Origin of the sequence: Photobacterium makurazakiensis (assembly GCF_050336715.1) — a bacterium.
GTDB classification, from domain to species: domain Bacteria; phylum Pseudomonadota; class Gammaproteobacteria; order Enterobacterales; family Vibrionaceae; genus Photobacterium; species Photobacterium makurazakiensis.
In genome coordinates, this window is record NZ_JAKJSJ010000089.1 from 1 (window position 1) to 20658 (window position 20658).

Annotated in this window: 23 protein-coding genes; 13 read left to right on the forward strand and 10 right to left on the reverse strand. The window is 42.6% G+C overall.

The features are described 5' to 3' along the window. Positions 1-225: 225 nt before the first annotated feature. The 5 genes from L4D09_RS26675 to L4D09_RS26695 are packed head-to-tail and all read left to right on the forward strand — an operon-like array spanning position 226 to position 1730. Complete coding sequence (locus tag L4D09_RS26675) at positions 226-741, forward strand: hypothetical protein (protein WP_428460578.1); 516 nt, start codon at positions 226-228, stop codon at positions 739-741. A 13-nt stretch (positions 742-754) separates the two neighbouring features. Beyond that, positions 755-994, forward strand: coding sequence for a hypothetical protein (locus L4D09_RS26680; RefSeq protein WP_428460579.1), 240 nt, complete (start codon positions 755-757; stop codon positions 992-994). Continuing rightward, positions 984-1343, forward strand: coding sequence for a hypothetical protein (locus tag L4D09_RS26685; protein WP_428460580.1), 360 nt, complete (start codon positions 984-986; stop codon positions 1341-1343). Before L4D09_RS26680 ends, L4D09_RS26685 begins: the two co-directional genes overlap by 11 nt. A gap of 33 nt (positions 1344-1376) precedes the next feature. Then, complete coding sequence (locus L4D09_RS26690) at positions 1377-1562, forward strand: hypothetical protein (protein WP_428460581.1); 186 nt, start codon at positions 1377-1379, stop codon at positions 1560-1562. Positions 1563-1589: 27 nt separating this feature from the next. Beyond that, the gene (locus tag L4D09_RS26695; protein ID WP_428460582.1) at positions 1590-1730 is read left to right on the forward strand and encodes a hypothetical protein; all 141 of its coding nucleotides are present in this window, start codon (positions 1590-1592) and stop codon (positions 1728-1730) included. A gap of 249 nt (positions 1731-1979) precedes the next feature. Here the strand turns inward: L4D09_RS26695 and L4D09_RS26700 are convergent, their stop codons facing one another. The 10 genes from L4D09_RS26700 to L4D09_RS26745 all read right to left on the reverse strand — a co-directional run bounded on the left by L4D09_RS26700 (position 1980) and on the right by L4D09_RS26745 (position 12522). Continuing rightward, positions 1980-2123: a hypothetical protein gene (locus tag L4D09_RS26700; protein WP_428460583.1), complete on the reverse strand. Its 144-nt coding sequence runs from the start codon at positions 2121-2123 to the stop codon at positions 1980-1982. 11 nt (positions 2124-2134) lie between these two features. Next, a complete protein-coding gene (locus tag L4D09_RS26705; protein WP_428460584.1) occupies positions 2135-2926 on the reverse strand; it encodes a M48 family metallopeptidase in 792 nt (263 codons plus the stop codon). Further along, a complete protein-coding gene (locus L4D09_RS26710; RefSeq protein ID WP_428460585.1) occupies positions 2926-6192 on the reverse strand; it encodes a type I restriction endonuclease subunit R in 3267 nt (1088 codons plus the stop codon). Before L4D09_RS26710 ends, L4D09_RS26705 begins: the two co-directional genes overlap by 1 nt. A gap of 50 nt (positions 6193-6242) precedes the next feature. Then, positions 6243-7100 (reverse strand): DUF6933 domain-containing protein, encoded by an 858-nt coding sequence (locus tag L4D09_RS26715; RefSeq protein ID WP_428460586.1) that lies wholly within the window; start codon positions 7098-7100, stop codon positions 6243-6245. A gap of 78 nt (positions 7101-7178) precedes the next feature. Next, positions 7179-8357, reverse strand: a complete 1179-nt coding sequence (locus tag L4D09_RS26720; protein ID WP_428460587.1) for a restriction endonuclease subunit S — start codon at positions 8355-8357, stop codon at positions 7179-7181. Continuing rightward, positions 8347-9864, reverse strand: a complete 1518-nt coding sequence (locus L4D09_RS26725; RefSeq protein ID WP_428460588.1) for a type I restriction-modification system subunit M — start codon at positions 9862-9864, stop codon at positions 8347-8349. The genes L4D09_RS26720 and L4D09_RS26725 overlap by 11 nt, the downstream gene beginning before the upstream one ends. Before the next feature lie 20 nt (positions 9865-9884). Then, positions 9885-10838 carry a nucleotidyl transferase AbiEii/AbiGii toxin family protein gene (locus L4D09_RS26730; RefSeq protein WP_102424391.1) on the reverse strand — a complete coding sequence of 318 codons (954 nt, stop codon included), beginning with the start codon at positions 10836-10838 and terminating at the stop codon, positions 9885-9887. A 1-nt stretch (position 10839) separates the two neighbouring features. Beyond that, positions 10840-11244 carry a DUF6088 family protein gene (locus tag L4D09_RS26735; RefSeq protein WP_005391098.1) on the reverse strand — a complete coding sequence of 135 codons (405 nt, stop codon included), beginning with the start codon at positions 11242-11244 and terminating at the stop codon, positions 10840-10842. A 188-nt stretch (positions 11245-11432) separates the two neighbouring features. After that, on the reverse strand, positions 11433-12026 hold the full coding sequence (locus L4D09_RS26740) for a tyrosine-type recombinase/integrase (protein ID WP_005391099.1): 594 nt from the start codon (positions 12024-12026) through the stop codon (positions 11433-11435). 274 nt (positions 12027-12300) lie between these two features. Continuing rightward, positions 12301-12522 (reverse strand): hypothetical protein, encoded by a 222-nt coding sequence (locus tag L4D09_RS26745; RefSeq protein ID WP_428460589.1) that lies wholly within the window; start codon positions 12520-12522, stop codon positions 12301-12303. Positions 12523-12704: 182 nt separating this feature from the next. Between L4D09_RS26745 and L4D09_RS26750 the strand changes: the two genes are divergently transcribed. The 8 genes from L4D09_RS26750 to L4D09_RS26785 all read left to right on the forward strand — a co-directional run bounded on the left by L4D09_RS26750 (position 12705) and on the right by L4D09_RS26785 (position 19871). Next, positions 12705-14390: a CHASE domain-containing protein gene (locus tag L4D09_RS26750; RefSeq protein ID WP_244813324.1), complete on the forward strand. Its 1686-nt coding sequence runs from the start codon at positions 12705-12707 to the stop codon at positions 14388-14390. After that, positions 14387-14815, forward strand: a complete 429-nt coding sequence (locus tag L4D09_RS26755) for a response regulator (protein WP_025590354.1) — start codon at positions 14387-14389, stop codon at positions 14813-14815. The genes L4D09_RS26750 and L4D09_RS26755 overlap by 4 nt, the downstream gene beginning before the upstream one ends. Before the next feature lie 16 nt (positions 14816-14831). Beyond that, positions 14832-16589 carry a two-component system response regulator gene (locus L4D09_RS26760; RefSeq protein ID WP_140326808.1) on the forward strand — a complete coding sequence of 586 codons (1758 nt, stop codon included), beginning with the start codon at positions 14832-14834 and terminating at the stop codon, positions 16587-16589. 801 nt (positions 16590-17390) lie between these two features. Further along, positions 17391-17660, forward strand: coding sequence for a type I restriction endonuclease subunit M (locus L4D09_RS26765; protein WP_428460590.1), 270 nt, complete (start codon positions 17391-17393; stop codon positions 17658-17660). Between the two features lie 143 nt (positions 17661-17803). Further along, positions 17804-18190: a hypothetical protein gene (locus L4D09_RS26770; RefSeq protein ID WP_428460591.1), complete on the forward strand. Its 387-nt coding sequence runs from the start codon at positions 17804-17806 to the stop codon at positions 18188-18190. Between the two features lie 199 nt (positions 18191-18389). After that, positions 18390-18908, forward strand: a complete 519-nt coding sequence (locus L4D09_RS26775) for a J domain-containing protein (RefSeq protein WP_428460592.1) — start codon at positions 18390-18392, stop codon at positions 18906-18908. 54 nt (positions 18909-18962) lie between these two features. After that, positions 18963-19214, forward strand: a complete 252-nt coding sequence (locus L4D09_RS26780; RefSeq protein ID WP_428460593.1) for a hypothetical protein — start codon at positions 18963-18965, stop codon at positions 19212-19214. Positions 19215-19220: 6 nt separating this feature from the next. Continuing rightward, positions 19221-19871: a hypothetical protein gene (locus L4D09_RS26785; protein ID WP_428460594.1), complete on the forward strand. Its 651-nt coding sequence runs from the start codon at positions 19221-19223 to the stop codon at positions 19869-19871. The last annotated feature ends 787 nt before the right edge of the window (positions 19872-20658 follow it).

Below are 20658 nucleotides of genomic sequence, written 5' to 3' on the forward strand. Positions count from 1 at the left end.
TCCTTCACCCGTGGCAAATTTCAGATCTGAATGGTCATTATGGGGTTACCCCTTTGCACTTTCATATATTAATAAACTATATCATTATGCTTTATTGATATTAAAAAGCGGTCATTCTTATATGTTTTGTACTGGTGTATTTCGGTCATTATTCTATACTTGATTTAGTTAATTAAAACGGTCTTAATTAAACGCCCTTTAAGGGCTAACCCGAAAGGATGGACTATGTATCAACATGCAAAAATTGAAGCTTTATCAACCTCAGAATCCAGTAAAGGGTATTACTCTGTTTTACCTTTTGATGTTGCGCTGTATAAGGAAGAAAAAAAGTGGGGGGTATTCGGATTCAGTAAAGATACCGGGTCAGAGCTAATTGGTATTTACACGGACATAAAAAAAGCGAGAGAACATAGCAAAAAAGTGATAGATGAGGCGATGAAAGAGTACCACTTGTCTCAAATAACAAAAGTGATGTTTGATCATCATTGTTGGTTATCACCAACCCCCTCGAACCAGTGGCAACTAAAATATGAATTTACAGAAGCTAAAGGGTTCTACTGTGAGAGAAATGAAGCCGGTTACTCAGAGCTTGTTGAAACAACAAGTGAAGAAGCCGAAGTGTGGTTTATCTCAGGTGTTTTTGATGGCAACAAAGAAATGGTCGAAGTTTGTTACAGCAAACACGAAGCTGAGCAGTTAGCAAGCATTACAAATTTTGTCATTAATCCGGTGATTAACTGAGAGGGCTAGGCACATGAAACTAAGCGTATCTTTTTCAGATTTGAATATTGCAACTTCGCAAATGAATGGACTGAAAGCGCTAGCGAGTGAGCTAGTCCGTCAGGAGGTAGCAAGCGACCAAGGACAACAAAAGCTAAGGGAATTTGTTATTGCTAACGGTGGTGAAGTTCAAGACCTTCATTTTTCAGCAAATGGTGAAAGCGTTAGAGTGTTAGAGCATGAGCGCTTTATGGTGGCTCAAGATGAAAGCTAGAATTGATAGGGCATTAAACGCCGCTACGATAATCACTTGGTTATCACTGATTGGCATCTGCTTATTGTTCTCTAGTAACGTAAACCTTGAAGCGGCTTGGAGAGTAATTGCAGTCTCTATTAGTTGCATTGTTGCTTGTGCTGCATACCACCAAATTACCAACAAAAATGATTTTCAAGCCAGAGATTTTATCAAAGCACTGATCACTTTATTTAGTGCAATCGGATTACTTTTAGCTATGAGCTTAGTGATGAGTGAGCCATCAAATGCCTTTTATGGACTGATTTTTATAACATTTTCACTGGTACTTTTAACTTCGGTATTTACCGTTCTTTTTTTGAAAAAATAGTTCTTTAATACATTAGTTAACTAAGGAGGTATTATGTTTTTACGTTCAGGTATGGATCTGACTCTTGTCAAAGAACAGCTTAATGAGGATGAAAAACAGCACTTTGAAACGTTAGTGAGGCTAGGCGATACCGAGGAACTTGCGTTGTGGACGATAGAGCACATGATAAGAAAAGAAGATGATAATAGCGATGAATATCGAAAGGCGTATTACAACTAATTATTTCAGATCTGAATGAGGTATAGCATGAGCACTTCAATTGTTCCCCATGACCCAGTACAAAAAGCAGTTGCGCTTAGCTTTGCAGAGTTGATACGTAAAAAGGAAATTTTAAGGGCGATTTCCCCTACGCTTTTTGCAGGCAGGCTTTTTGTCAGGAGACAATAATGTTTGATCGGTTTTGCACTTAAAACTGGTAGAACTGGCTATTTTTGAAGCTAAAGTTTGATCGTTTTTCAGAGGTTTACCATTCTCAAAGAGCCAAAAAATGGACATTTATTGGTTAGAGCAAATATTCAACGCTAGTATACCTTACCCTGAAAACCACACCATAAAAAAACACTAAAAATGAATAGATACTCAACATCTGAGCACGCTCAATTTCATTTAATCATCCACAACTTCAATCGTTATATGCTAAGCACCAAGGTATGTGCCTTCATCCACTTCATAACGCAGGGTTTCATCGCAATGTGGGCAGTCAAAGGCTTCTTTTGGTTCGATGCATTCATCTTCTAGCCAGTCCCAGCCAATATGCTTTTCACAAGTTGGGCATCTCATTTCAACAATCCTTATTCATTCAAATACAACTCAGCCATCCCATCTAAACGGGCTTTTACTGCTTTCCAATTAGGCATCACGCTTGTTAATAAGCGCCAGAATTTCTCACTGTGGTTGTGTTCTGCGATATGGCAAAGCTCATGCAAAATCACGTAATCAATACACTCTTTTGGCGCTTTGATGAGGTGAGGATTAAGCATTAAGCTCCCTTTGGCTGAGCAGCTTCCCCATTGTTTTGTCATTGGCAGAACCCGAAAGCTAGGGATGCCGTCAACCCATTTAGTTTGGGGCAGTAACTCCGATAGACGTTCATGGAACACCCGCTCAGCGCGAACCTTGTACCAGTTCTTTACTAGCGCTCGAACCATGGCGGTTTTGTCTTCGTTAAACCTGGTCAAGGTGACCAGTAATTTGCCGCGTGTCATTTTTACTGAGGGTAGGGCATCGGCATCTTCGATGATTTTTAATACGTAGCGGCGACCGAGGTAGAATTGCATTTCACCGCTGATGTATTGCTTGGGCTGCACATACTCTAAGTGGCCTCTGAACTCTTTAAGCGCATCATAAACCCACTTGGCACGCTTCATAACGGCTTGATGAATATCCTCGCGCTCAGCGTCTTCAGGAGCGGTTACGATCACCTCACAATTGGGGTGAACCTTAATTGTGATTTTACGCCTTACTTTTTGCTCCGAAGTGGCTTGCACGTTTGGTTTGCGAACGACTTCATAGCTGACAGCCTCATCGCCGTAGATGAAGCTGTATTCTTCTTTGTTGCCTTCTTTTGAGCTGACCGATGTCATTAATGGTGACCCGCCAAACCTAATCGAGTGATTTGTACAATTTCGTCGACCAAGATCTGAGCCTTATCGACGCCAAGATCGGCAAACAGTAACGGAAGAATCTCAAGGCTGATCTGGTTTTCGATTTCTACAGGGTTGATGGAGAACTCCGCGACGGCCTTGCGCACTTTCTCGTCAATCTCTAACGCGTAATTAAAGTATTGATCTTCAGTGAGCTGTGCTCCTGCTGTTTCATGTTTCAAAAACAGACCAAAGTAAGCTTGTACATGACGCTTAATTTTGGGGTCTAGCTCTGCGAAGCGATCGGTTGGTAACCCCTCGACTTTGCGCTCTTTCACTTGCTGTTCAAAATCAGCAAATAGGAGATATTGCTTAACAGGTGCATCAAACATCTCTTTGGCTTGTTGAATCGCTTGTTTCAGCAGCTTCGAAAAGTATTCTTGGGCGTATGGGTCATCGGCAAGGTCTTGCTCAATCATCTTAGTCACACGACCTGTAATCGCATCCTTTTTGTTACGCGCTTCATCATCACTCAGTTGTTCTGGCTTAACATCTTTACCCATGCTACCTACCAGATACGCGCCTTTAGACTCTTGGATCTCAACGCCACCGATGTGCTTGTCTAACATGGTGCGAATACTCTCAGCGTACTCGTCGTAATCAATGGTTTCCTCGGCATCTTCACGTACCTGCTTGCGCAGTTCAGCCATAGACTTAAGTGTTTTTTTGTAGAGTTCGCGTTTATCGTCGAAGCTTTTATCTTCGAAGTAGGTGGCGGATTGCAGAGCCACTTTTAGGCAGTTGGAGAAAGCCGTTAACGTCGCGTAGAAGTCTTCACGCTTCTTCTGATTGGTATCAGTGAGCTGTCCATCGATAGTGTCAATCTTAGGTGCAAGAACCTGACGCAGAGCAGGGCCATCTTGTTTATTTGGTACTTCAGCGAAAATTGCCCACAACTCACTATAAAGACCTGGCAGCTTCTTATATTCGGTGTCCATACGGCTGTATAAGCCTTTAAGGTCATCGATATCAAAACCACCTTGGGTACGCTCGGCCAAGTCTTGGTAGTCCGCAATGGTGGCATCGAGCTCTTTTAAGATGCCACGGTAATCGATGAGGTAACCAAACTCTTTCTTCTGATGCAGACGGTTCACACGAGCGATGGCTTGGATAAGGTTATGTTGTTTCAGCGGCTTATCGATGTACAGCACCGTGTTCTTTGGTTCATCAAAGCCTGTTAGAAGCTTATCTACCACGATCATCAAATCGGGGCCATCGTCTTTGGCGAATTCTTCAATGATGCGTTTGGTGTAGGCTTTTTCATCTTCGTTGCCGACATTATCCTTCCACCAATTTTGCACCATGTCTTTGCTTTCACCATCGACCGTATCGTGCCCTTCACGGGTGTCTGGCGGTGACATAGCGACAACCGAAGTCACTTTGCCAATTTGGTCAAGAAGCTTCTTGTATTGGATAGCAGAGGCTTTTGAGTCACAAGCAAGCTGACCCTTTAACCCTTGGCGCTTAAAGTTTTGGAAGTGGTCAGAAATGTCATGAGTGATAAGCTCAATACGACCCTCGGTTTGATAGATTTGACCTTTCTGAGCGAACTTCTTCTTCAAATCGGTACGCTGTTTTTCGGTCAGCTTATCGGTGATGCGATCAAACCAAGCATCGAGCGCTTTGTCGTTGGTGCTGAGCTCTGGCACACGCTCTTCATACAGCAGCGGGGTAACGGTTTTATCTTCCACTGCTTGTTGCATGGTGTACGAGTGGATGATTTTACCGAACTTGTTTTCGGTCTTATCGTCTTGCAGTAGCGGTGTCCCCGTAAAGCCAATGTAAGCGGCTTTTGGCAACGCTTGTTGCATTCGAATGTTGTTTTCACCGTTTTGGCTGCGGTGGCCTTCATCAACCAGCACAATCATGTCAGGGCTGTCGTTATAACATTCTGGAAGTTCAATTGCGGTGCCAAACTTGTTGATGATAGAGAAGATGATGCGCTCGTTGCCTTTGCCGATTTGCTCCGCTAAGCGGCGGCCTGTTGTAGCCATGGCAGTTTTACGATCTTTCTCAGACAGTGCACCGCCAGAGGCAAACGTTCGTGCTAGCTGATCTTCCAAATCAACACGGTCAGTAACCACCACCACACGGCACTTGGCGAGCTCTTTAATCCAAATCAGTGCCTTGGATAAGAACACCATGGTAAAGGACTTGCCTGAACCCGTGGTGTGCCAAATAACGCCGCCGTTACGTGCGCCTTTCTCATCGAAAGAAGTAACACGCTCAATCAGGGCTTTAATGCCAAAGACCTGTTGATAACGCGCTACGATTTTGCCCGCTTTTTTATCAAATAATGTGAAGAGTTGGGTCATTTCCAGAAGGCGGTCATGACGAAGTAGTGATACCAACAAGCGGTCTTGGTCAGTCACCATTAAATCACCGCCAGAAATCAACGATAGGTACTCATCACGAACTTTGGCTGGGCGGTGCGCAAACAGTTTATCTAGCTGCTCTGGTGTCAATGGTGTGTTTTTAAGGCGTGCGAAGGTGGCATCGGTGATATCTTCTTCTTTCCACTTCGCCCAAAACTTACTCGGTGTGCCGCAGGTGCCGTATAAACCTTCATTTCCGTTCACCGACATAAGTAATTGACTGTAGGCAAACAGGTGTGGGATCTCATCGACTTTTTGGTTGCGGATGTTTTGTGAAATACCTTCGGCCACCGTTGGCTTGCCCTCATGCGAGGAGTCTGGGCGCTTGGCTTCAATCACCACCCAAGGTAGGCCATTCACAAAGCAGACAATATCGGGAATACGCTTACCCGTACCATGCGCATTTTCAACTTCAAGCTCTTCAGTAAAATGGAACTGGTTGTTTTCTGGGTTTTGCCAATCAATGATATCAATGGTTGGGTTGGCTTTTTTACCTTCGACAAACTCGGTCACGCTAATGCCGTAGGTGAGGGCGTTATACAGCTTTTCATTCGCCGCTTTTAACCCTTCATTCATCGCAGGGTTGGCAAGCTCATGGACGATTTTATCCATCGCAGCCTCTGATAGCTGGCGATCTTTACCCATAAACGAGAAGGTTTTGTGTTTCAGTACATCACGCAGTACATCAGGCAAAATGACCGTGGAAAGATTGCCACGTTTCAACACGCACTCGCTCGGTGAAATGAACTGATAGCCAAGATTGGTGAGCAAGGTTAACGCGGGAATTTTTGCGCTTTGTTCTTCTCGGAAGTTGGGTAAATTGCCTGACATTGTCGTCCCTTATTATTGAGTCATTTTTGTTTTAATTGTTGCTTTTACTTTTAATGTAGTTTGCGTTTTTTGGCCTGATTGAAGTCGATGACGTTATCGGGAATGTCTTCGCTCTGCGTGTCAGGGGCAATCTCTTGGTAAAATTCATCGATTGCTTGGTTGAGTTCCGCATTCATCTCGTCCAGATAGCTGTCATCTGGAATGCCACGTTTAACCATTTCGGCGTGCATCATCTGTCGGCGTAGAGATCCAAATAACTGGCGGATGAGCTTGTCCTCGTTGTCGCCCAATTCGCTGTAGGTCTGCATCCAATCAATGAACATCTCTTCGTCAGGGTGAAAGTAGTCTTTCTTTTGTTTGGTCGAGCGAATTAAACTGTTGATCCACTCATCAAATTCAGCGCACTGTTCATGCCCCTTGGGTAGGGAACCGATTCGGTACACTCGGTCTTCAAATTGCCAAGCAACATCATTTATGTGGCTTTGTACACTGCGGTCACCGCGTTGACAAAAGAATGGTCTAGGATGAAGTTTGATGAACTCATTGAACATCTCGTCAAAGCTCTCTTCATCGCACATTTCGAACTCTTCACCAAAGAACTGCATGTTGTTAAACAGCCGTTCCAGCAGTTGATTAGTAAACTCGAGCCAATCCCCTTTTTGAATGCCGACAAACACCATGGCGTAGCGGGTTTCGACATGCATGGCAATTAGCACTTTTTTGCGTCGAACGTTGACCGCGTGCACCAACCAAGCACTGATGGGTACTGTAGGGGTATTCAACACATTCATGGCTTCAGTTCCACTGACCGAATCCGTCGGCGGCGCTTCTAATGGGGAGACTTTTTTGCCATTGCGCTTTACAGTGAAAAAGTCCGCAGCGGCATTGGTGCAGTTAAACACTAACATTGTGTAATACCTAGTTTTGATAACGGCAATAATGAGTGGCGCACAGCGTCACTCATTAGTTGAGAGTTAAGAGACGCGTTACGCCGCAACATCTTCATCCACTTTCACACGGCGCTTACCCGTTAACAACTGCTGCATTAGTGCCTTTTTCTCTTGTTTAAAGTGAGTAAGCTTGGCTTCCAGTATTTCGATTTCTTTATCGGCAGCAGTAAGGACTGAGGCGATTTTTTGTTGCTCTTCGTAAGTCGGACAATACACTTTTAAACCAGCAACATCAGATGAGTTGATTGCAGGATAGTTGGAACCCACAACCAAGCTGTCAATTTGACCAGTTACATGAGAGCTAAAAATGTATTGAAAAATGTAATCCCCACTCACACGTTTTTTAGGGGTCAATACAGAAAAACCAGTTGAAGCAATGCAATCGGTGTGCTTTCCAGACACCTTGGCAAATCCTTTTAAGTTAGGGCGAACAGTCGATAGCAAGATATCACCTTCTTGTATGACTCTTCGTGCACGAGATGGGGCATCTGCAAATTTATGTACTTCCAGCACTTTTGATATTGAACCAACATCGACATCAGACAACGAAATGTATTGAAATTCAAAATCATCTGGTGTTTTTTTGCCAAGAGACTTCCTATCGATAAGCACCAGATCTGACATCGAGTAACGATCCCATTCCCCCTCAAACACCTTACCCGTTTCAGGATTAACCAAACGCTTTTTACCCGTCAAAAGCTGCTGCATCAGAGCTTTTTTCTGTTGCTTGCTGGTTTCAATCAGCTTTTCAGTGGTGGAAATCGCTTTGTTCCATGTTGAGAGGATTTTGGCGATTTTGCGTTGTTCTGGGAGTGGTGGCATTGGCAGCTTTACAGCATAAATAGGCTTCTGTGAGACAAGTGGCTGTCCCCCTTTATTTCTAAGTCTAGATAAGTCAAACTTTTTAAGCTTGCTAACCAAATACTCTTTGTCGATATCAGAAGATACTGATTTGGTATATAAGGCGTTATCAGTAATCCAACATGCTTTATCAATGTACCGTGTTACACCACAATATTCGCCGACACGTCCAATTAAAATCACAGAATCTGAAGAGTTTTTGTGACTAGAGTACCCCATGATGTTGTTTCCGCCATAGACAGGGTATGGCGAATCATCAGAAAACTCTTTTTGCAAGTCAGTCGGTTTCGTATCACCACTACCAAGCGTTAAAACATCACCTAGTTTAACTATACTCCAACCATTAGGCACCATAACCTAGCTCCTCTAGGTAACCCGCCATCTCTGCTTCTAGATCAGCTAACTCATTTTGTAGCGCTAAACGTTCAGTACGTACAGCAACTAGGTCGATCTCTTCTTCTTCCTCAAAGGTATCCACATAACGAGGAATGTTGAGGTTGTAATCGTTCTCGGCAATTTCTTCTAGCGACGCTAGGTATGAGTATTTATCGGTAGTTTCACGCGCCTTGTAAGTATCAACAATCTTCTGAATGTTCTCAGGCGTAAGCTGGTTTTGGTTCTTACCCGACTTGAACTCACGAGAGGCATCAATAAACAGCACCTTGTTATCGTCTTTCTGCTTTTTGAAGATAAGAATGGCGGCAGGGATGCCTGTACCAAAAAACAGCTTTTCAGGTAGACCGATGACGGCGTCTAGCAGGTTTTCATCGATAAGCTGTTTACGGATTTTACCCTCTGATGAAGCGCGGAATAGTACGCCATGAGGTACAACCACACCCATGCGACCTGTTTGCGGTTTAAGCGTTTCAATCATGTGCGATATAAACGCATAGTCGCCTTTGGTCTTAGGTGGGATGCCACGACGGAAGCGACCAAAGTGATCGTTAGCGGCATCTTCAAAGCCCCACTTATCAAGGCTGAACGGGGGATTCGCCGTAACCACATCAAAGTGCAGCAGACCACCGTCTTTGTCTTGTAGTTTAGGGTTGCGGATCGTATCGCCCCATTCAATGCGGTGGTTATCTTCACCGTGCAGGAACATGTTCATCTTCGCTAGTGACCACGTTGAACCAATCGCTTCTTGGCCGAACAGTGCGTACTGCTTAGAACCAGCAAAGTTGTTTTGTACTTGCTTACCACACTTCATCAATAGTGAGCCTGAGCCACATGCAGGGTCACAGATGCTGTCGCCTGGCTGCGGCTCTAGGATAATGGAAAGAAGATCAGATACTTCTGGCGGAGTATAGAATTCGCCAGCCGATTTACCGCTGCCAGCAGCGAAGTGTTTGATGAGGTACTCGTAGGCGTTACCAATCACGTCCAGTGAACCAACGCAGCTTGGGCGCAGGTTAAGTGTGTCTTTACCAAAGTCTTCTAACAGGTGGCGCAGAATATCGTTTTTCTGCTTTTCATCACCGAGTTTGTCAGTGTTAAAGCTGATGTCTTGGAATACGTTCTTTAGCTTAGTGCCGTTGGCTTCTTCAATCGCGTGTAATGCAGTATCTATGCGCGTACCGTTGCCAGCTTCAAAACGCGCTTCGTACAAGTCCCAGAAGGTCGCGCCTGCTGGAATTTTGAAGGACTGTTTTGACATCATGGCGGCGATCATCTGCTCATTGCCATCAAACTGCTTGGAAAGCTCATCAAATTTGTCTTGGTGTACGTCAGAGATGTACTTCAAGAACAGCATGGTTAAGATGAAGTCTTTGTAGATAGAGGGATCAACAGTGCCACGGAAGGTGTCACAGGCAGCCCATACGGCTTTGTTGATCTCATCTTGGTTGATTGGTGTGTGTGGCATTAAGTTGTTCTCGAGTAATGTTAAATTGTTTTAATTAGCGACGCTGCAATGCATTTAAAGGAGGCAAAGCAGGTATCAAAATCATGAGGTTCGGTGTTAAACACCATAGGAGTGACAAAGTCTTGAAAGCGATGGCGGAAAACAGGGTTTTCTTCAAGTTCTTGCAATCCGAGTTGTAGCTCTTGTTTTGGAGTGGCAACAAACTCTGCATGCTGATTACCAAAACGCACAATATCTTCTTCCAACACAGTTTTAAATAACGCTGTAAGTGCTGTCAGGTCGAGGTGTTCTGTCTGTTCTTCGGTCTTTAGAATGCAGTAAACATCATAGATATGGCGCACAAGGGTGGCATCATCCTTACGCTGTGCATCGCGCTTGACTGACATTGTGCGGCGCAACATTGATATGATTTTTTCAACCAACGTGGCATGGATAGAAACGCAATCAAACCCCTTCACTTCTGGTGGTTGTTTATACAGCTCTGCGACCAGTGATTGAATGCTACGAGGCTCTGCATCAAACAGTGGGATTGTCTCCATTAACTCCAGTTTGATAATGGGGCGAAGACATGGCGCTTGGCTAAACTGTTGCGGGTATCGGAGTTCCAACTCAACATAGCGATATTCATCACTTACACTACGCGCTTCAACCGTAAATCGCTCTGACCGAGTGATCGCCTGTTCAATACCGTTGATGCATGCCTTACGAGCTGCTTTCTTTTTTGCGCGGCTCAGTTCATCAAACGCTTGCTTAGGGATCAATTTAATGTCTACGTCTTCTGACATTCTCAGAATTTTAACGTTTGACTTTGCCAGAGCTGTACCGCCAGAAAAGACCATTTGGTGAGAGTCAGGCTTCACTTCTGCTAGCTCAGAAAGCAAGGCAACTACCCAGTAATCTTTTTCAATAATGGCAGGGTTTCCGAGCTCAAGTGCATCGGAAACCTCAAGAAACTGTTGCTTTAGTTTTTCCATATTAACTCGGTGAATTCAACACTCGGTTACCAACAACCAATTTGCGATTAAATTGTTTGGGATTCCATGAGTATTGAACGGATGATGGGATTTGGGTGCTTTCACCTGATAGGCTTTGCAAAGATAGGTTGTCCATCTCAAAATCGACGCCTTTCATCTTTAATATCTCGCGCATCAGGGCATCGCTCCCCCCAGGGTTCGTAGGCATGGGTTTGCCCGTTAAGCTGTTAATCCTTGCCTTGGTGTATAGACCATAGCCAAGCTTGATTAACTCACCTTTTTTGACTAGTTGCTTTAGCGCACGACCAATTTGATCGTAGCTAGCAAAGCCATCAAAGTCTTTGCGCTCAAACACATAACGTCTTGAACGCTTTATCTTTTGATAAATACGGTCAACGGCTGTCATTTGAACCTCCTAATTTCCTAAGTGTTCAGATTATAACTCAACCCTGTTGCCATAGGAATAAATACGGCACATGCATATGAGTAAATGCGACACTTGATCAGTTGATAGTTAGCATAAAGCATTGAAATAAAGACACAATATTTATTCAACTCAAGATCGACATAATTTGAATTCAGTGTCTAACCTAGTTATGAGTCTATCCCTTCAGAGATGTTCAGCGCATCCTCTATCTCGACCCCCAAATATCGAATTGTATTATCTAGCTTCACGTGACCAAGTAACAGCTGAACAGCCCGAATGTTTTTGGTGCGAGCATAGATTAACGTCGCTTTGGTACGGCGCATTGAGTGCGTACCATAAAGATAAGGATCGTAGCCAAGTTCAGTTGCCCAGCGGCGAATAATGGTGGCATAGCAGCTATAACTCATTGGCTTACCTTGTTTGCGAGGGCTTGGGAAAAGATAATCTGGTGCAGATAATTGGCTGCGTATTAACCATTGAGTCAAGGATTGTGCTGTGCGGGAAGTGATCTCAAACTGTACCTCTCGACCAGTTTTGCTTTGGCTGTAAAGAACACGATCTTGAATGACGCCACCAGAAGATATATCTCTAACTTTCATTCTTAGCAAGTCACAAGAACGGAGCTTACAATCGATGGCGAGATTGAGCAGGGCCAACTCCATGATATTGCCTTCGATTTCTAGTCTAGTGCGAATTCGCCAGATGTCTTCGAGCTTGAAGGGCTTTTTCTGCCCAGTTAAGTGACCTTTCTTCGTCCACATAATTGACCTCCCGTCTAACTTTAGAAGTGGCCTTAATAAGTTTAGATGAGGAAATTGAATGGCTATGCAGTTAGGGGGCTGAAAAATATTGCAGACTAAAGTGGGTTAGAATCTTTGCTCTAGATGATAAAGGGGCACTTCTGTGTTACGAAGTGCCAACAGTGAAGGTTCTGGACAAAAGTTTGCTAGTGACTTTGCTAATGTAGTTTTTCATGAATTACTTTAGGTATGGCAAAGTCACTTTTAGTATGTGAACACAACTGGACAGACTAAATTATTCAGCAGCCTTTCTATCGACCAAATCTAATAGTTTTGCTGCGACAAATAGATCCTGAATGGCAATGCCAGAGCTATCAAAAACGGTGATTTCTTTATCCATTTTTCTCCCTTGAGCATTTCCCGTTATGACCTGACCAATCTCAGTAACGAGTGGATTTACCGTATGTTGAACCCCACCCGCCATAAAATCAAACAAGAAAACATAAAAAAAGAACATATTTGCATATAATTTAATAATCAATTATGTTGATATTACATATAATAATTACAAAGGTTAGTTAAATTTTGACGATAACTTTATTGACTCAACGGGCAAGTACACTCCATTGGTATCATTGGCTTGTACTTTTTTTGTCAGCCGTGCTCACTCTTACCGCTTGGGCGGTAACCTCGAGTCAGGTGGAACAAAAAGCAAAAACTCAATTTGAGTTTCAAGCCCATCAGTTGGTCGAACTCGTACAAGAGCGGATGTCGAAATATGAGGAGGCACTGCTCGCAGGAGTGTCAGCCTTACATATGTATCAAGCGCCTGCCTCAAGAGCAGACTGGAAAATTTTTGCTGACCAGTTTGATGTCCCTCGACACTTTCCAGGCATCAACGGTATTGGTGTTATTCACTACGTTCCTGATAACAAAATAAAGGGGTATTTAGAATGGCAAAGAAAGCAACTGTCTGAATATATGCCGCATCCTGCTCGAACTGCTTCCGAATATTGGCCTATTACCTACATTGAACCAATGCAAAATAACCTAAAGGCCGTGGGACTAGACATGGCACATGAAAACAACCGATACACCGCAGCCAAAAACGCCAGATTAACAAATACAGCCACCATCACTGCTCCAATTACCTTAGTTCAAGACTCAGAAAAGGCGCCGGGGTTTCTGTTTTATGCCCCCTGGTTTTCTGATGAAGTTCCTGAGTACTACGGAGATACAAAAGATGGTTTCTTAGGTTTAGTTTACGCCCCATTTATTGTAAATAAATTGATGAACGGGACTCTCTCTGGAGAGAAACGACTTGTGAATTTCAGTCTCTATGATAATCAAGAATTACTGTACAGTGATCTTAATGTATCAAACATGCGCCATCATTCAGATCCGCACTTTACACAAACTCTAGAGTTGAATATATACGGTAGAGTTTGGACCTTCGTTATTCAAAGTTCGCCGTTGTTTGAAGCGCAGCAAAATACCACTCAACCTCTGCTTATTCTTATCTTCGGTATTATCGTGGATGTCTTGTTATTTATCCTATTTCTCATGTTGGTTCGTGAAAAAGAGCGAGTCGATGAGTATGCAAAGCATTTAACCAAAGATTTACAATTGCGCACAGACAAGTTAGAAACGGTCACAAAAGACCTTCAGGTCAGAAATCAAGCATTGCAAGAGGCAAATAGAGAACTTGATCAGTTCGCCTATGTCGCCTCTCATGATCTGAAAGCCCCTTTACGCGGCATTTCCCAGCTAGTGACTTGGTTAATCGAGGAATTATCGGAGTTTTTAACCCCTCAAACAGAACAATATGCGTCTTTGCTGAGCAACCGCGTGCAGAGGTTGGAAAAACTGTTGGATGATTTACTCGCTTACTCTCGTGTGGGGCGTAAGCCTGGCCAGCTAGGGAGATTTAATCTCGAGCAATATTGTGAAGAGACATTAGAACTTATTTCTCCCCAACGTAAGATCTCTTTGGTTTGCCACAACCATATCGGAGAGTTTGAGACATTAACTACACCTCTTGAATTAATACTTCGTAATTTAATCAGCAACGCCGTCAAACATCACCACAAGGAAATAGGAACCATTTATGTCTCAGGAGAGGATATCGGAGACATGTATCAGTTTGTGGTTGAAGATGATGGACCAGGGATCCCAGAACAATTCAGGGAGAGAGTGTTTGAATTGTTTCATACCTTACAACCGAGAGACACTGTTGAAGGAAGTGGTTTAGGTCTTTCTATTATCAAGAAAGTTCTGGATTTATACTCATGCCATTATTCTATCGGCTCTAGCTCATTCGGAGGATGTGCTTTTCATTTTTCATGGCCCAAAAATAGCCCCGAACTCGTTAAGGAAGCCTCATGACATCCCCTGAATGTAAACCTGTTAATATTCTCTTAGTGGAAGACGATGATATTGATGCAATGGGCATCGAGCGAGCACTCAACACTTTGAAGTTACTTAACCCTATTTACCGAGCTAGAGATGGAATAGAAGCCTTAGAATGCTTGCGAAATGGGGAAATACCTCCCCCTTGTATTGTGCTTCTCGATTTAAACATGCCTCGAATGAATGGGCTTGAATTTCTTGGTGAAGTGAGAAGAGATGATGAGCTCTGCTCTCTAGTGATTTTTGTGCTAACTACCTCGAGAAGAGATGAAGAAATTACGGCAGCGTATGAAAAAAATATCGCAGGTTACATGGTCAAATCTTCGGTGAGCCAGGACTTTAATGAAGTTCTTGCTTTTTTAGATAACTACTGGCGCATCGTAGAATTACCAGTTCAATGACTCATGGCGGCAGCATATGAAAGTATTAATTATTGATGACGATACCATCGATAGACTTGCAATTAAGAAAACATTGCGTAGTACAGATTTGCCTATCTCGATAATAGAAGAAGCGCAAACTGATCATGAAGGGTTAGACAAAGCCCTTAAACAATCTTTTGATGTGATTTTACTGGACTATCAACTGCCACCATCAACGGGGATGGAAGTGCTCATTGCACTCAAATCAAATTCGGATTTTTCCACGTCTATTGTCATGCTCAGCCATAGTAATGACGAAGAGTTGGCTTTGAAGTGTATTGAGATGGGTGCTCAAGACTTCGTGATGAAAAATGAAATTTCTTCGATCCGCTTGAGAAGAGCGATTGTCATCGCAACAGAGCGCTACTTTTTAGAGCAAAAGGTACTCGAGACTCACACTCAGCTAAAACAACTGGCTGAGACTGATACGTTAACAGGGGTATTTAATCGACACTTTTTTGATGAACGCTTAAAGAAATTTTTACTCATGGCTTCACGCAGTCAAACACCTTTAGCGCTCTTGCTCATCGATGTGGATCGTTTTAAAGACATCAATGACCAATATGGACATGTCACGGGAGATCATGTTTTACAGGAAGTAGCACAAAGACTTCAATACAACACTCGAGATAGTGATTCTCTATTTCGTATAGGAGGTGACGAGTTTGCAGTGATTGCAACTAACTTAGCGTCTGAAGAGCAGGTTGACTTAATTGTACGACGTATACTCTCTGCGTTTGAAAGTAATTTCAACATTGACCAGCAATGTATTGAGGTTTCAATTAGCATCGGGGTAGCCAGTTATCCTGAGTGTGCATCAAACTCATTAGAGTTGAGAAAGTGTTCAGATATCGCGCTATACAGGGCAAAAGAGAAAGGTCGAAAACAGGCACAGTACTATTGTAAAGCCTTTCATGATGAGGTTGATCAACGTTTACGCATTGAAAGTAACCTTAAGCAAGCCATACAAAAAGAGGAATTCGAATTACATTATCAACCTCAATTTGACAAATCAATGCGACTTGTTGGCGCCGAAGCGTTGATTCGTTGGTATCATCCAGATCTAGGCTTCGTCCCACCAGACGTATTTATTCCAATTGCAGAAGAGTCTGGGCTCATTGAGAATATTGGTGAATGGGTGATTGAAACGGCGATTAGGCAAATGTCGATATGGCGAACAGCATGCGTCTTTCCTGAGTCTTTTACGTTAGCAGTGAACCTTTCTCCGAAACAACTATCCGCTCCTCAACTGGTCGAAAGGGTTGCTGCATTTTTGCATTTGTATGGAGTCGGTGCTTCTCACATTGAGTTTGAAATTACTGAAAACTGTTTACTCCCGAAAGGCAACGCTTCGAAAACGTTAAACGAGCTCAGTCGGTTAGGTATTCAAATCGCCATTGATGATTTTGGTACTGGCTATTCATCCTTATCTCATCTCAAATATTTTCCAATCGATATTATCAAAATTGATCGCAGCTTTTTAAAGGATATCGAAGTTCACACTTCTCGGCAGTTGTTTGAAGCCATCTGTGCATTTGCACGCTCACTTAACTATGAGATTATTGCTGAGGGAATAGAAACTCCTGAGCAACACAGAGCTTGTAACTCTATGAATGTGTCAAGAGTTCAAGGATTTAAATACTCCAAACCACTTACCGTAGAGAGCTTTGAAAAGAGGTATTTACTCAAATTTTGGAGAGAGGGGGTAGGAAAAGTGATCCGCACCGTCAGTTTTGGACACCGAGTTAAGTGAGTTGGACCTCCACCGATCTCCTAGACAAATTTCGCCTATTCTTGGAATTTACCCCCGTAATACAACACTGGGGTTTACAAACGAACACCACTAGAAGAATGGATAAGTTTTTGTAGGGGAAAAGCCCATGAAAAGGATGTGAACGAGTAAAAGGTCTAGCAAATAATGGGGCAAAAGTGTTGTAGCTTACCTTCCCCCGTCTGCTAGATACTGCCAAAAAACGATCAATCTTTATTGTAAATTAACAATCTTTATTGGAATCGACAAAACTATATGTCTTCCGACACCTGACACACAATCCTGTCGCAAACCCAACGCACTTCTATTCAAAGACAAATACCCTTAAATAAGCCCCTAGAACGAGCTACATCAAGCCGAGACGGGTTGCAGTAGCATTAAGCGCCTTGGTACTGGCAAAGTCTCTGCGAGGCTAGGCTTAGCAGGAAAGGGGATGTTTCTCTCATTGTTCAACTATGCAGTCGCTTCGCTCTGTTTTCGCTCACCCGCCAAAGTCGCAAATATCAACTCTTGAGGGTTCGCTTATCCCTGCGGGGCTAGTCCTTCACCCGTGGCAAATTTCAGATCTGAATGGTCATTATGGGGTTACCCCTTTGCACTTTCATATATTAATAAACTATATCATTATGCTTTATTGATATTAAAAATCGGTCATTTTTCTATGTTATTTACTGGTGATTTTCGGCCATTATTCTATACTTAATTTAAGAGTTAAGGGAAAGTCTAAACTCTTAAAACCAAAACAAAAAGCCCGTATGGGCTAACCCGAAAGGATGGCAAGTTATGAAAAATTTAGAATTAGGTACAACAGTAATGACAAGAGGTGTAAGTGCATTGTGTGGTGGTCAGCCTGAGCTTCTTAGTCAGTTTATGAGACGTTACCAAAACGCAGATTGGGGTGATTTGTGCTCAGAAGATAAAGAAGTCAATGACAAAGCGCTAGAGCATGGCGGCAGAATCTTAGCTAAATATCATTTCAACAACAAGCCAATCTACATCATCACGGAAGCAGACAGATCAGCAACCACTGTTTTACTTCCTAGCGAGTATTAAGAATCGATGCTTTCCCGCTCGATGAGCGGGATAGAAACAACGGAGAGCGTAAAAATGCCTTGTCCTAATTGTATTGATGGTATCTGTCAAAATAGATGTGTCCCGCCTTCTCTGTCCACTACAGACAACCAAAGAGGCATATTATGGGTTTGTTCTCATTTAAGACCGCTGACAAAGGCGAAAGCATCGCTAATATTTTCGCAAAAGATCACCCCAACGCCAACAAAACCGTTTACATGCTTGAGCCTAAAGGCGAGAAACCTATCTCAGAATCATCATATATAGGTAATGGGTATTTCGGGGGAGTTGAATGCTTTGAATGGGTTGCAAGGCGAAATCTAAGCGCTCAGGAAGTGATAGAGCTAGAAAAGAGTGACAATAGCCAAGCGCTCAGAGAAAAAGGGATAAGCTTGCATGGTAGCGTAGGGCTGAAATACCCGCTTAAATTTTCATTCAATCCTAATGCAAAATACGAAGATTTAGACCCTAGCGAAAACTGTGAATATCAGGGGTATTTCTACGGATTTTAAACAATCAAATATAGCACTTTAATATATTAAAGTGCTATATCAATATGCCTTTTTGATATTTAAAAACGGTCATTTTTCTACGCTATTTACTGGCGCCTTTCGGTCATTATTCTATACTTAATTTAAGGGTTAAGGAAAAGCCTAAACTCTTAAAATCAATCAAAAGCCCGTATGGGCTAACCCGAAAGGATGGCAAGTTATGAATATTAATGATGCGTTTAACCTACTGAATATCAGTGAAAAAGCAACTCAGGCAGAAATTAAAAAAGCGTATAAAGTGGCGTGTATCAAATTTCACCCTGATAAAAACAAAGGCGGTACAGCTATCATGCAAGCGATTAACGAAGCGTACAATTTTCTTAAATCGCTAGGTGAAAAGGGAACAAAAACCGTTGAGCCAACACAAGGCTTTAAAGCTAATAACTATGGTGAAGAAATTCAGAACGTACTCAACCGCCTATTTGAGCTAGAAGGTTTAATAGTAGAGGTGTGCGGTAATTGGATCTGGATTAGCGGAGATACAAAACCACACAAAGACATTTTAGGACGTAAAGAGGGCGGGATCGGCTGCTACTGGTCGAAAAATAAAAAGCAATGGTATTACCGCCCTGCTGAGTTTAAAAGCTATAACCGTCAGTCGCACACAATGGATCAGATTCGTGCAAAACATGGCTCTAGTACACCTCAAAAAATGACTACTTACAAAATAGCATCATAAATCATTTAATCGCTTTGCAGCTCTAACGAGCTGCAAAGCAAGGAGCTATGCGCCATGAAAACGACAGTCCCACACCTTAAAAACCTCATTCGAGCACGAACAAATAATACTGGTTATATGCTTTTAAAAGGCAACCCGTTCTTTGCGAATCAAAGCCAACTAGAAGCCATGAAAAAGGCTTTAGAGGATATGATTGAACAGGGCAACGAGAACCCCGATAGACGTTATCAAGTGTCAGGAAAGCAGCAAGAGAGCCTTAAAAATTGGCTTTATGACCTAGAGCAAAAATATTTATACGGTAATTAAAAATCGATGGCTAGTTGGTTTCGCTTAGGCTCACCAACTAGCCAAGGGAGTGACACCATGAGAAATGAAAACCCTATTAATCGTGAACGCTTAGAGGCTATCGCTAAAGGACTGGACGGCTACTGGATTTATCACCAATTGCTTAGTGATGATCGTGATCAGTTAGGACACTATTTGTATAACGCTACTCTTAATCTGTATATTCGCTGCAACACTGCCTACCGTGAGAATATCGAACAGTGGTCACTTTGCTATCGTCACCCAAATGGTTTAAGACATATACAAAGCTTTGATAAAATCGGAAGCTCGCTAAAAAAATCCGATAAGGCAATCTGTTCAGATCTGAATGCACGACTAATTGATGCCAACCTAGCAGCAGTTTTGCAAAAAATGGCTGGCTTGAAAGACGAGCATGAAAAAAATGTTGCTCAGAAGCGTAATACTGACTTGGAACTGGAAGCGATTGCTAAAGTGTATGATATAGAGAAGTGCAATCATGGTCGCTATGACCAAAATGTAACTGTGAATAAGAAAGGCGATGATGATCACCGTTTAGCTCGAATCTCTAAATGGCATAACCAGAATGCTTGGAGCTTAGAGGTCGGCTATATCGGTATCGATAAGTTATTTCGTGTTTTAGCTATTCTTAATGAGTGATTTATAATTTTTAGCAATGTTCACCTTTTTGGTTTAAAATTTCGGTTTAGGTGAACATTGTTAATTTTAGGCATTTAGCTTTGATTTTGGCGTGAAATTAACGGTATTTTGTGCGGATATATTTCGAGCAGTAAACTGTAATTAAATTACAAAATTATCCCTCCCACTTTTTCTACTCTTTTCCTATTTCTCTGTCAATTTTTAGGGTTAGTCGTTCTTTAAAGTATCAAACCCTCTTTTTTTATAGTGATCTGGCTAATTGAACATAATCCCCATAAGCAGACGGTCTTTTTGCAAGGGTTTTTGCATTTTAACGGCTACATGAATGATAGTGGCTACACCTCTCTTTATTTGGGCGACAGTCTAGCTACGCTAGACATTCATCATGTTTCGTTGTGCCGGCTTTCGTTCCTCAAGCGGCATAACGAAACATGATGAAACGGCTTTTCGCTTCGCTCGTGTCGATAACGCAGCTCAAGACGAAATAGTGATCTGCTGTTTCGTTCCTCAACTGCAGATCACTATTTCTGTTCGCTTCCGTTCCTGACACACAATCCTATCGCAAACCCAATGCACTAAAAGATAAGCATCGAGCACTGGACAAGCTCTTTTTGGGCTTAATATCGGTTTGGCTGCACTTCGTTTGCTCAAACCCTAATGTCATTTTTATTGGCGGATATGGCATCAAACTTTTTAAAGGTATCCTTGATAGGAGCCTCCTTGAAAAAGTTTGACCCCATTTTTAACAATGTACTTTAATATATTAAAATACTATATACTTATGATC

What these genes read in the sequence shown, in the direction of transcription:
- L4D09_RS26745 (WP_428460589.1), bottom strand. Translation starts at nt 12,522, where the DNA reads ATGTTCTTTTTTTATGTTTTCTTGTTTGATTTTATGGCGGGTGGGGTT.
- L4D09_RS26680 (WP_428460579.1), top strand. Translation starts at nt 755, where the DNA reads ATGAAACTAAGCGTATCTTTTTCAGATTTGAATATTGCAACTTCGCAA.
- L4D09_RS26765 (WP_428460590.1), top strand. Translation starts at nt 17,391, where the DNA reads ATGAAAAATTTAGAATTAGGTACAACAGTAATGACAAGAGGTGTAAGT.
- L4D09_RS26695 (WP_428460582.1), top strand. Translation starts at nt 1,590, where the DNA reads ATGAGCACTTCAATTGTTCCCCATGACCCAGTACAAAAAGCAGTTGCG.
- L4D09_RS26675 (WP_428460578.1), top strand. Translation starts at nt 226, where the DNA reads ATGTATCAACATGCAAAAATTGAAGCTTTATCAACCTCAGAATCCAGT.
- L4D09_RS26720 (WP_428460587.1), bottom strand. Translation starts at nt 8,357, where the DNA reads ATGGTGCCTAATGGTTGGAGTATAGTTAAACTAGGTGATGTTTTAACG.
- L4D09_RS26770 (WP_428460591.1), top strand. Translation starts at nt 17,804, where the DNA reads ATGGGTTTGTTCTCATTTAAGACCGCTGACAAAGGCGAAAGCATCGCT.
- L4D09_RS26740 (WP_005391099.1), bottom strand. Translation starts at nt 12,026, where the DNA reads ATGTGGACGAAGAAAGGTCACTTAACTGGGCAGAAAAAGCCCTTCAAG.
- L4D09_RS26710 (WP_428460585.1), bottom strand. Translation starts at nt 6,192, where the DNA reads ATGTCAGGCAATTTACCCAACTTCCGAGAAGAACAAAGCGCAAAAATT.
- L4D09_RS26735 (WP_005391098.1), bottom strand. Translation starts at nt 11,244, where the DNA reads ATGACAGCCGTTGACCGTATTTATCAAAAGATAAAGCGTTCAAGACGT.
- L4D09_RS26785 (WP_428460594.1), top strand. Translation starts at nt 19,221, where the DNA reads ATGGCTAGTTGGTTTCGCTTAGGCTCACCAACTAGCCAAGGGAGTGAC.
- L4D09_RS26780 (WP_428460593.1), top strand. Translation starts at nt 18,963, where the DNA reads ATGAAAACGACAGTCCCACACCTTAAAAACCTCATTCGAGCACGAACA.
- L4D09_RS26775 (WP_428460592.1), top strand. Translation starts at nt 18,390, where the DNA reads ATGAATATTAATGATGCGTTTAACCTACTGAATATCAGTGAAAAAGCA.
- L4D09_RS26685 (WP_428460580.1), top strand. Translation starts at nt 984, where the DNA reads ATGAAAGCTAGAATTGATAGGGCATTAAACGCCGCTACGATAATCACT.
- L4D09_RS26690 (WP_428460581.1), top strand. Translation starts at nt 1,377, where the DNA reads ATGTTTTTACGTTCAGGTATGGATCTGACTCTTGTCAAAGAACAGCTT.
- L4D09_RS26705 (WP_428460584.1), bottom strand. Translation starts at nt 2,926, where the DNA reads ATGACATCGGTCAGCTCAAAAGAAGGCAACAAAGAAGAATACAGCTTC.
- L4D09_RS26700 (WP_428460583.1), bottom strand. Translation starts at nt 2,123, where the DNA reads ATGAGATGCCCAACTTGTGAAAAGCATATTGGCTGGGACTGGCTAGAA.
- L4D09_RS26755 (WP_025590354.1), top strand. Translation starts at nt 14,387, where the DNA reads ATGACATCCCCTGAATGTAAACCTGTTAATATTCTCTTAGTGGAAGAC.
- L4D09_RS26760 (WP_140326808.1), top strand. Translation starts at nt 14,832, where the DNA reads ATGAAAGTATTAATTATTGATGACGATACCATCGATAGACTTGCAATT.
- L4D09_RS26730 (WP_102424391.1), bottom strand. Translation starts at nt 10,838, where the DNA reads ATGGAAAAACTAAAGCAACAGTTTCTTGAGGTTTCCGATGCACTTGAG.
- L4D09_RS26715 (WP_428460586.1), bottom strand. Translation starts at nt 7,100, where the DNA reads ATGTTAGTGTTTAACTGCACCAATGCCGCTGCGGACTTTTTCACTGTA.
- L4D09_RS26725 (WP_428460588.1), bottom strand. Translation starts at nt 9,864, where the DNA reads ATGCCACACACACCAATCAACCAAGATGAGATCAACAAAGCCGTATGG.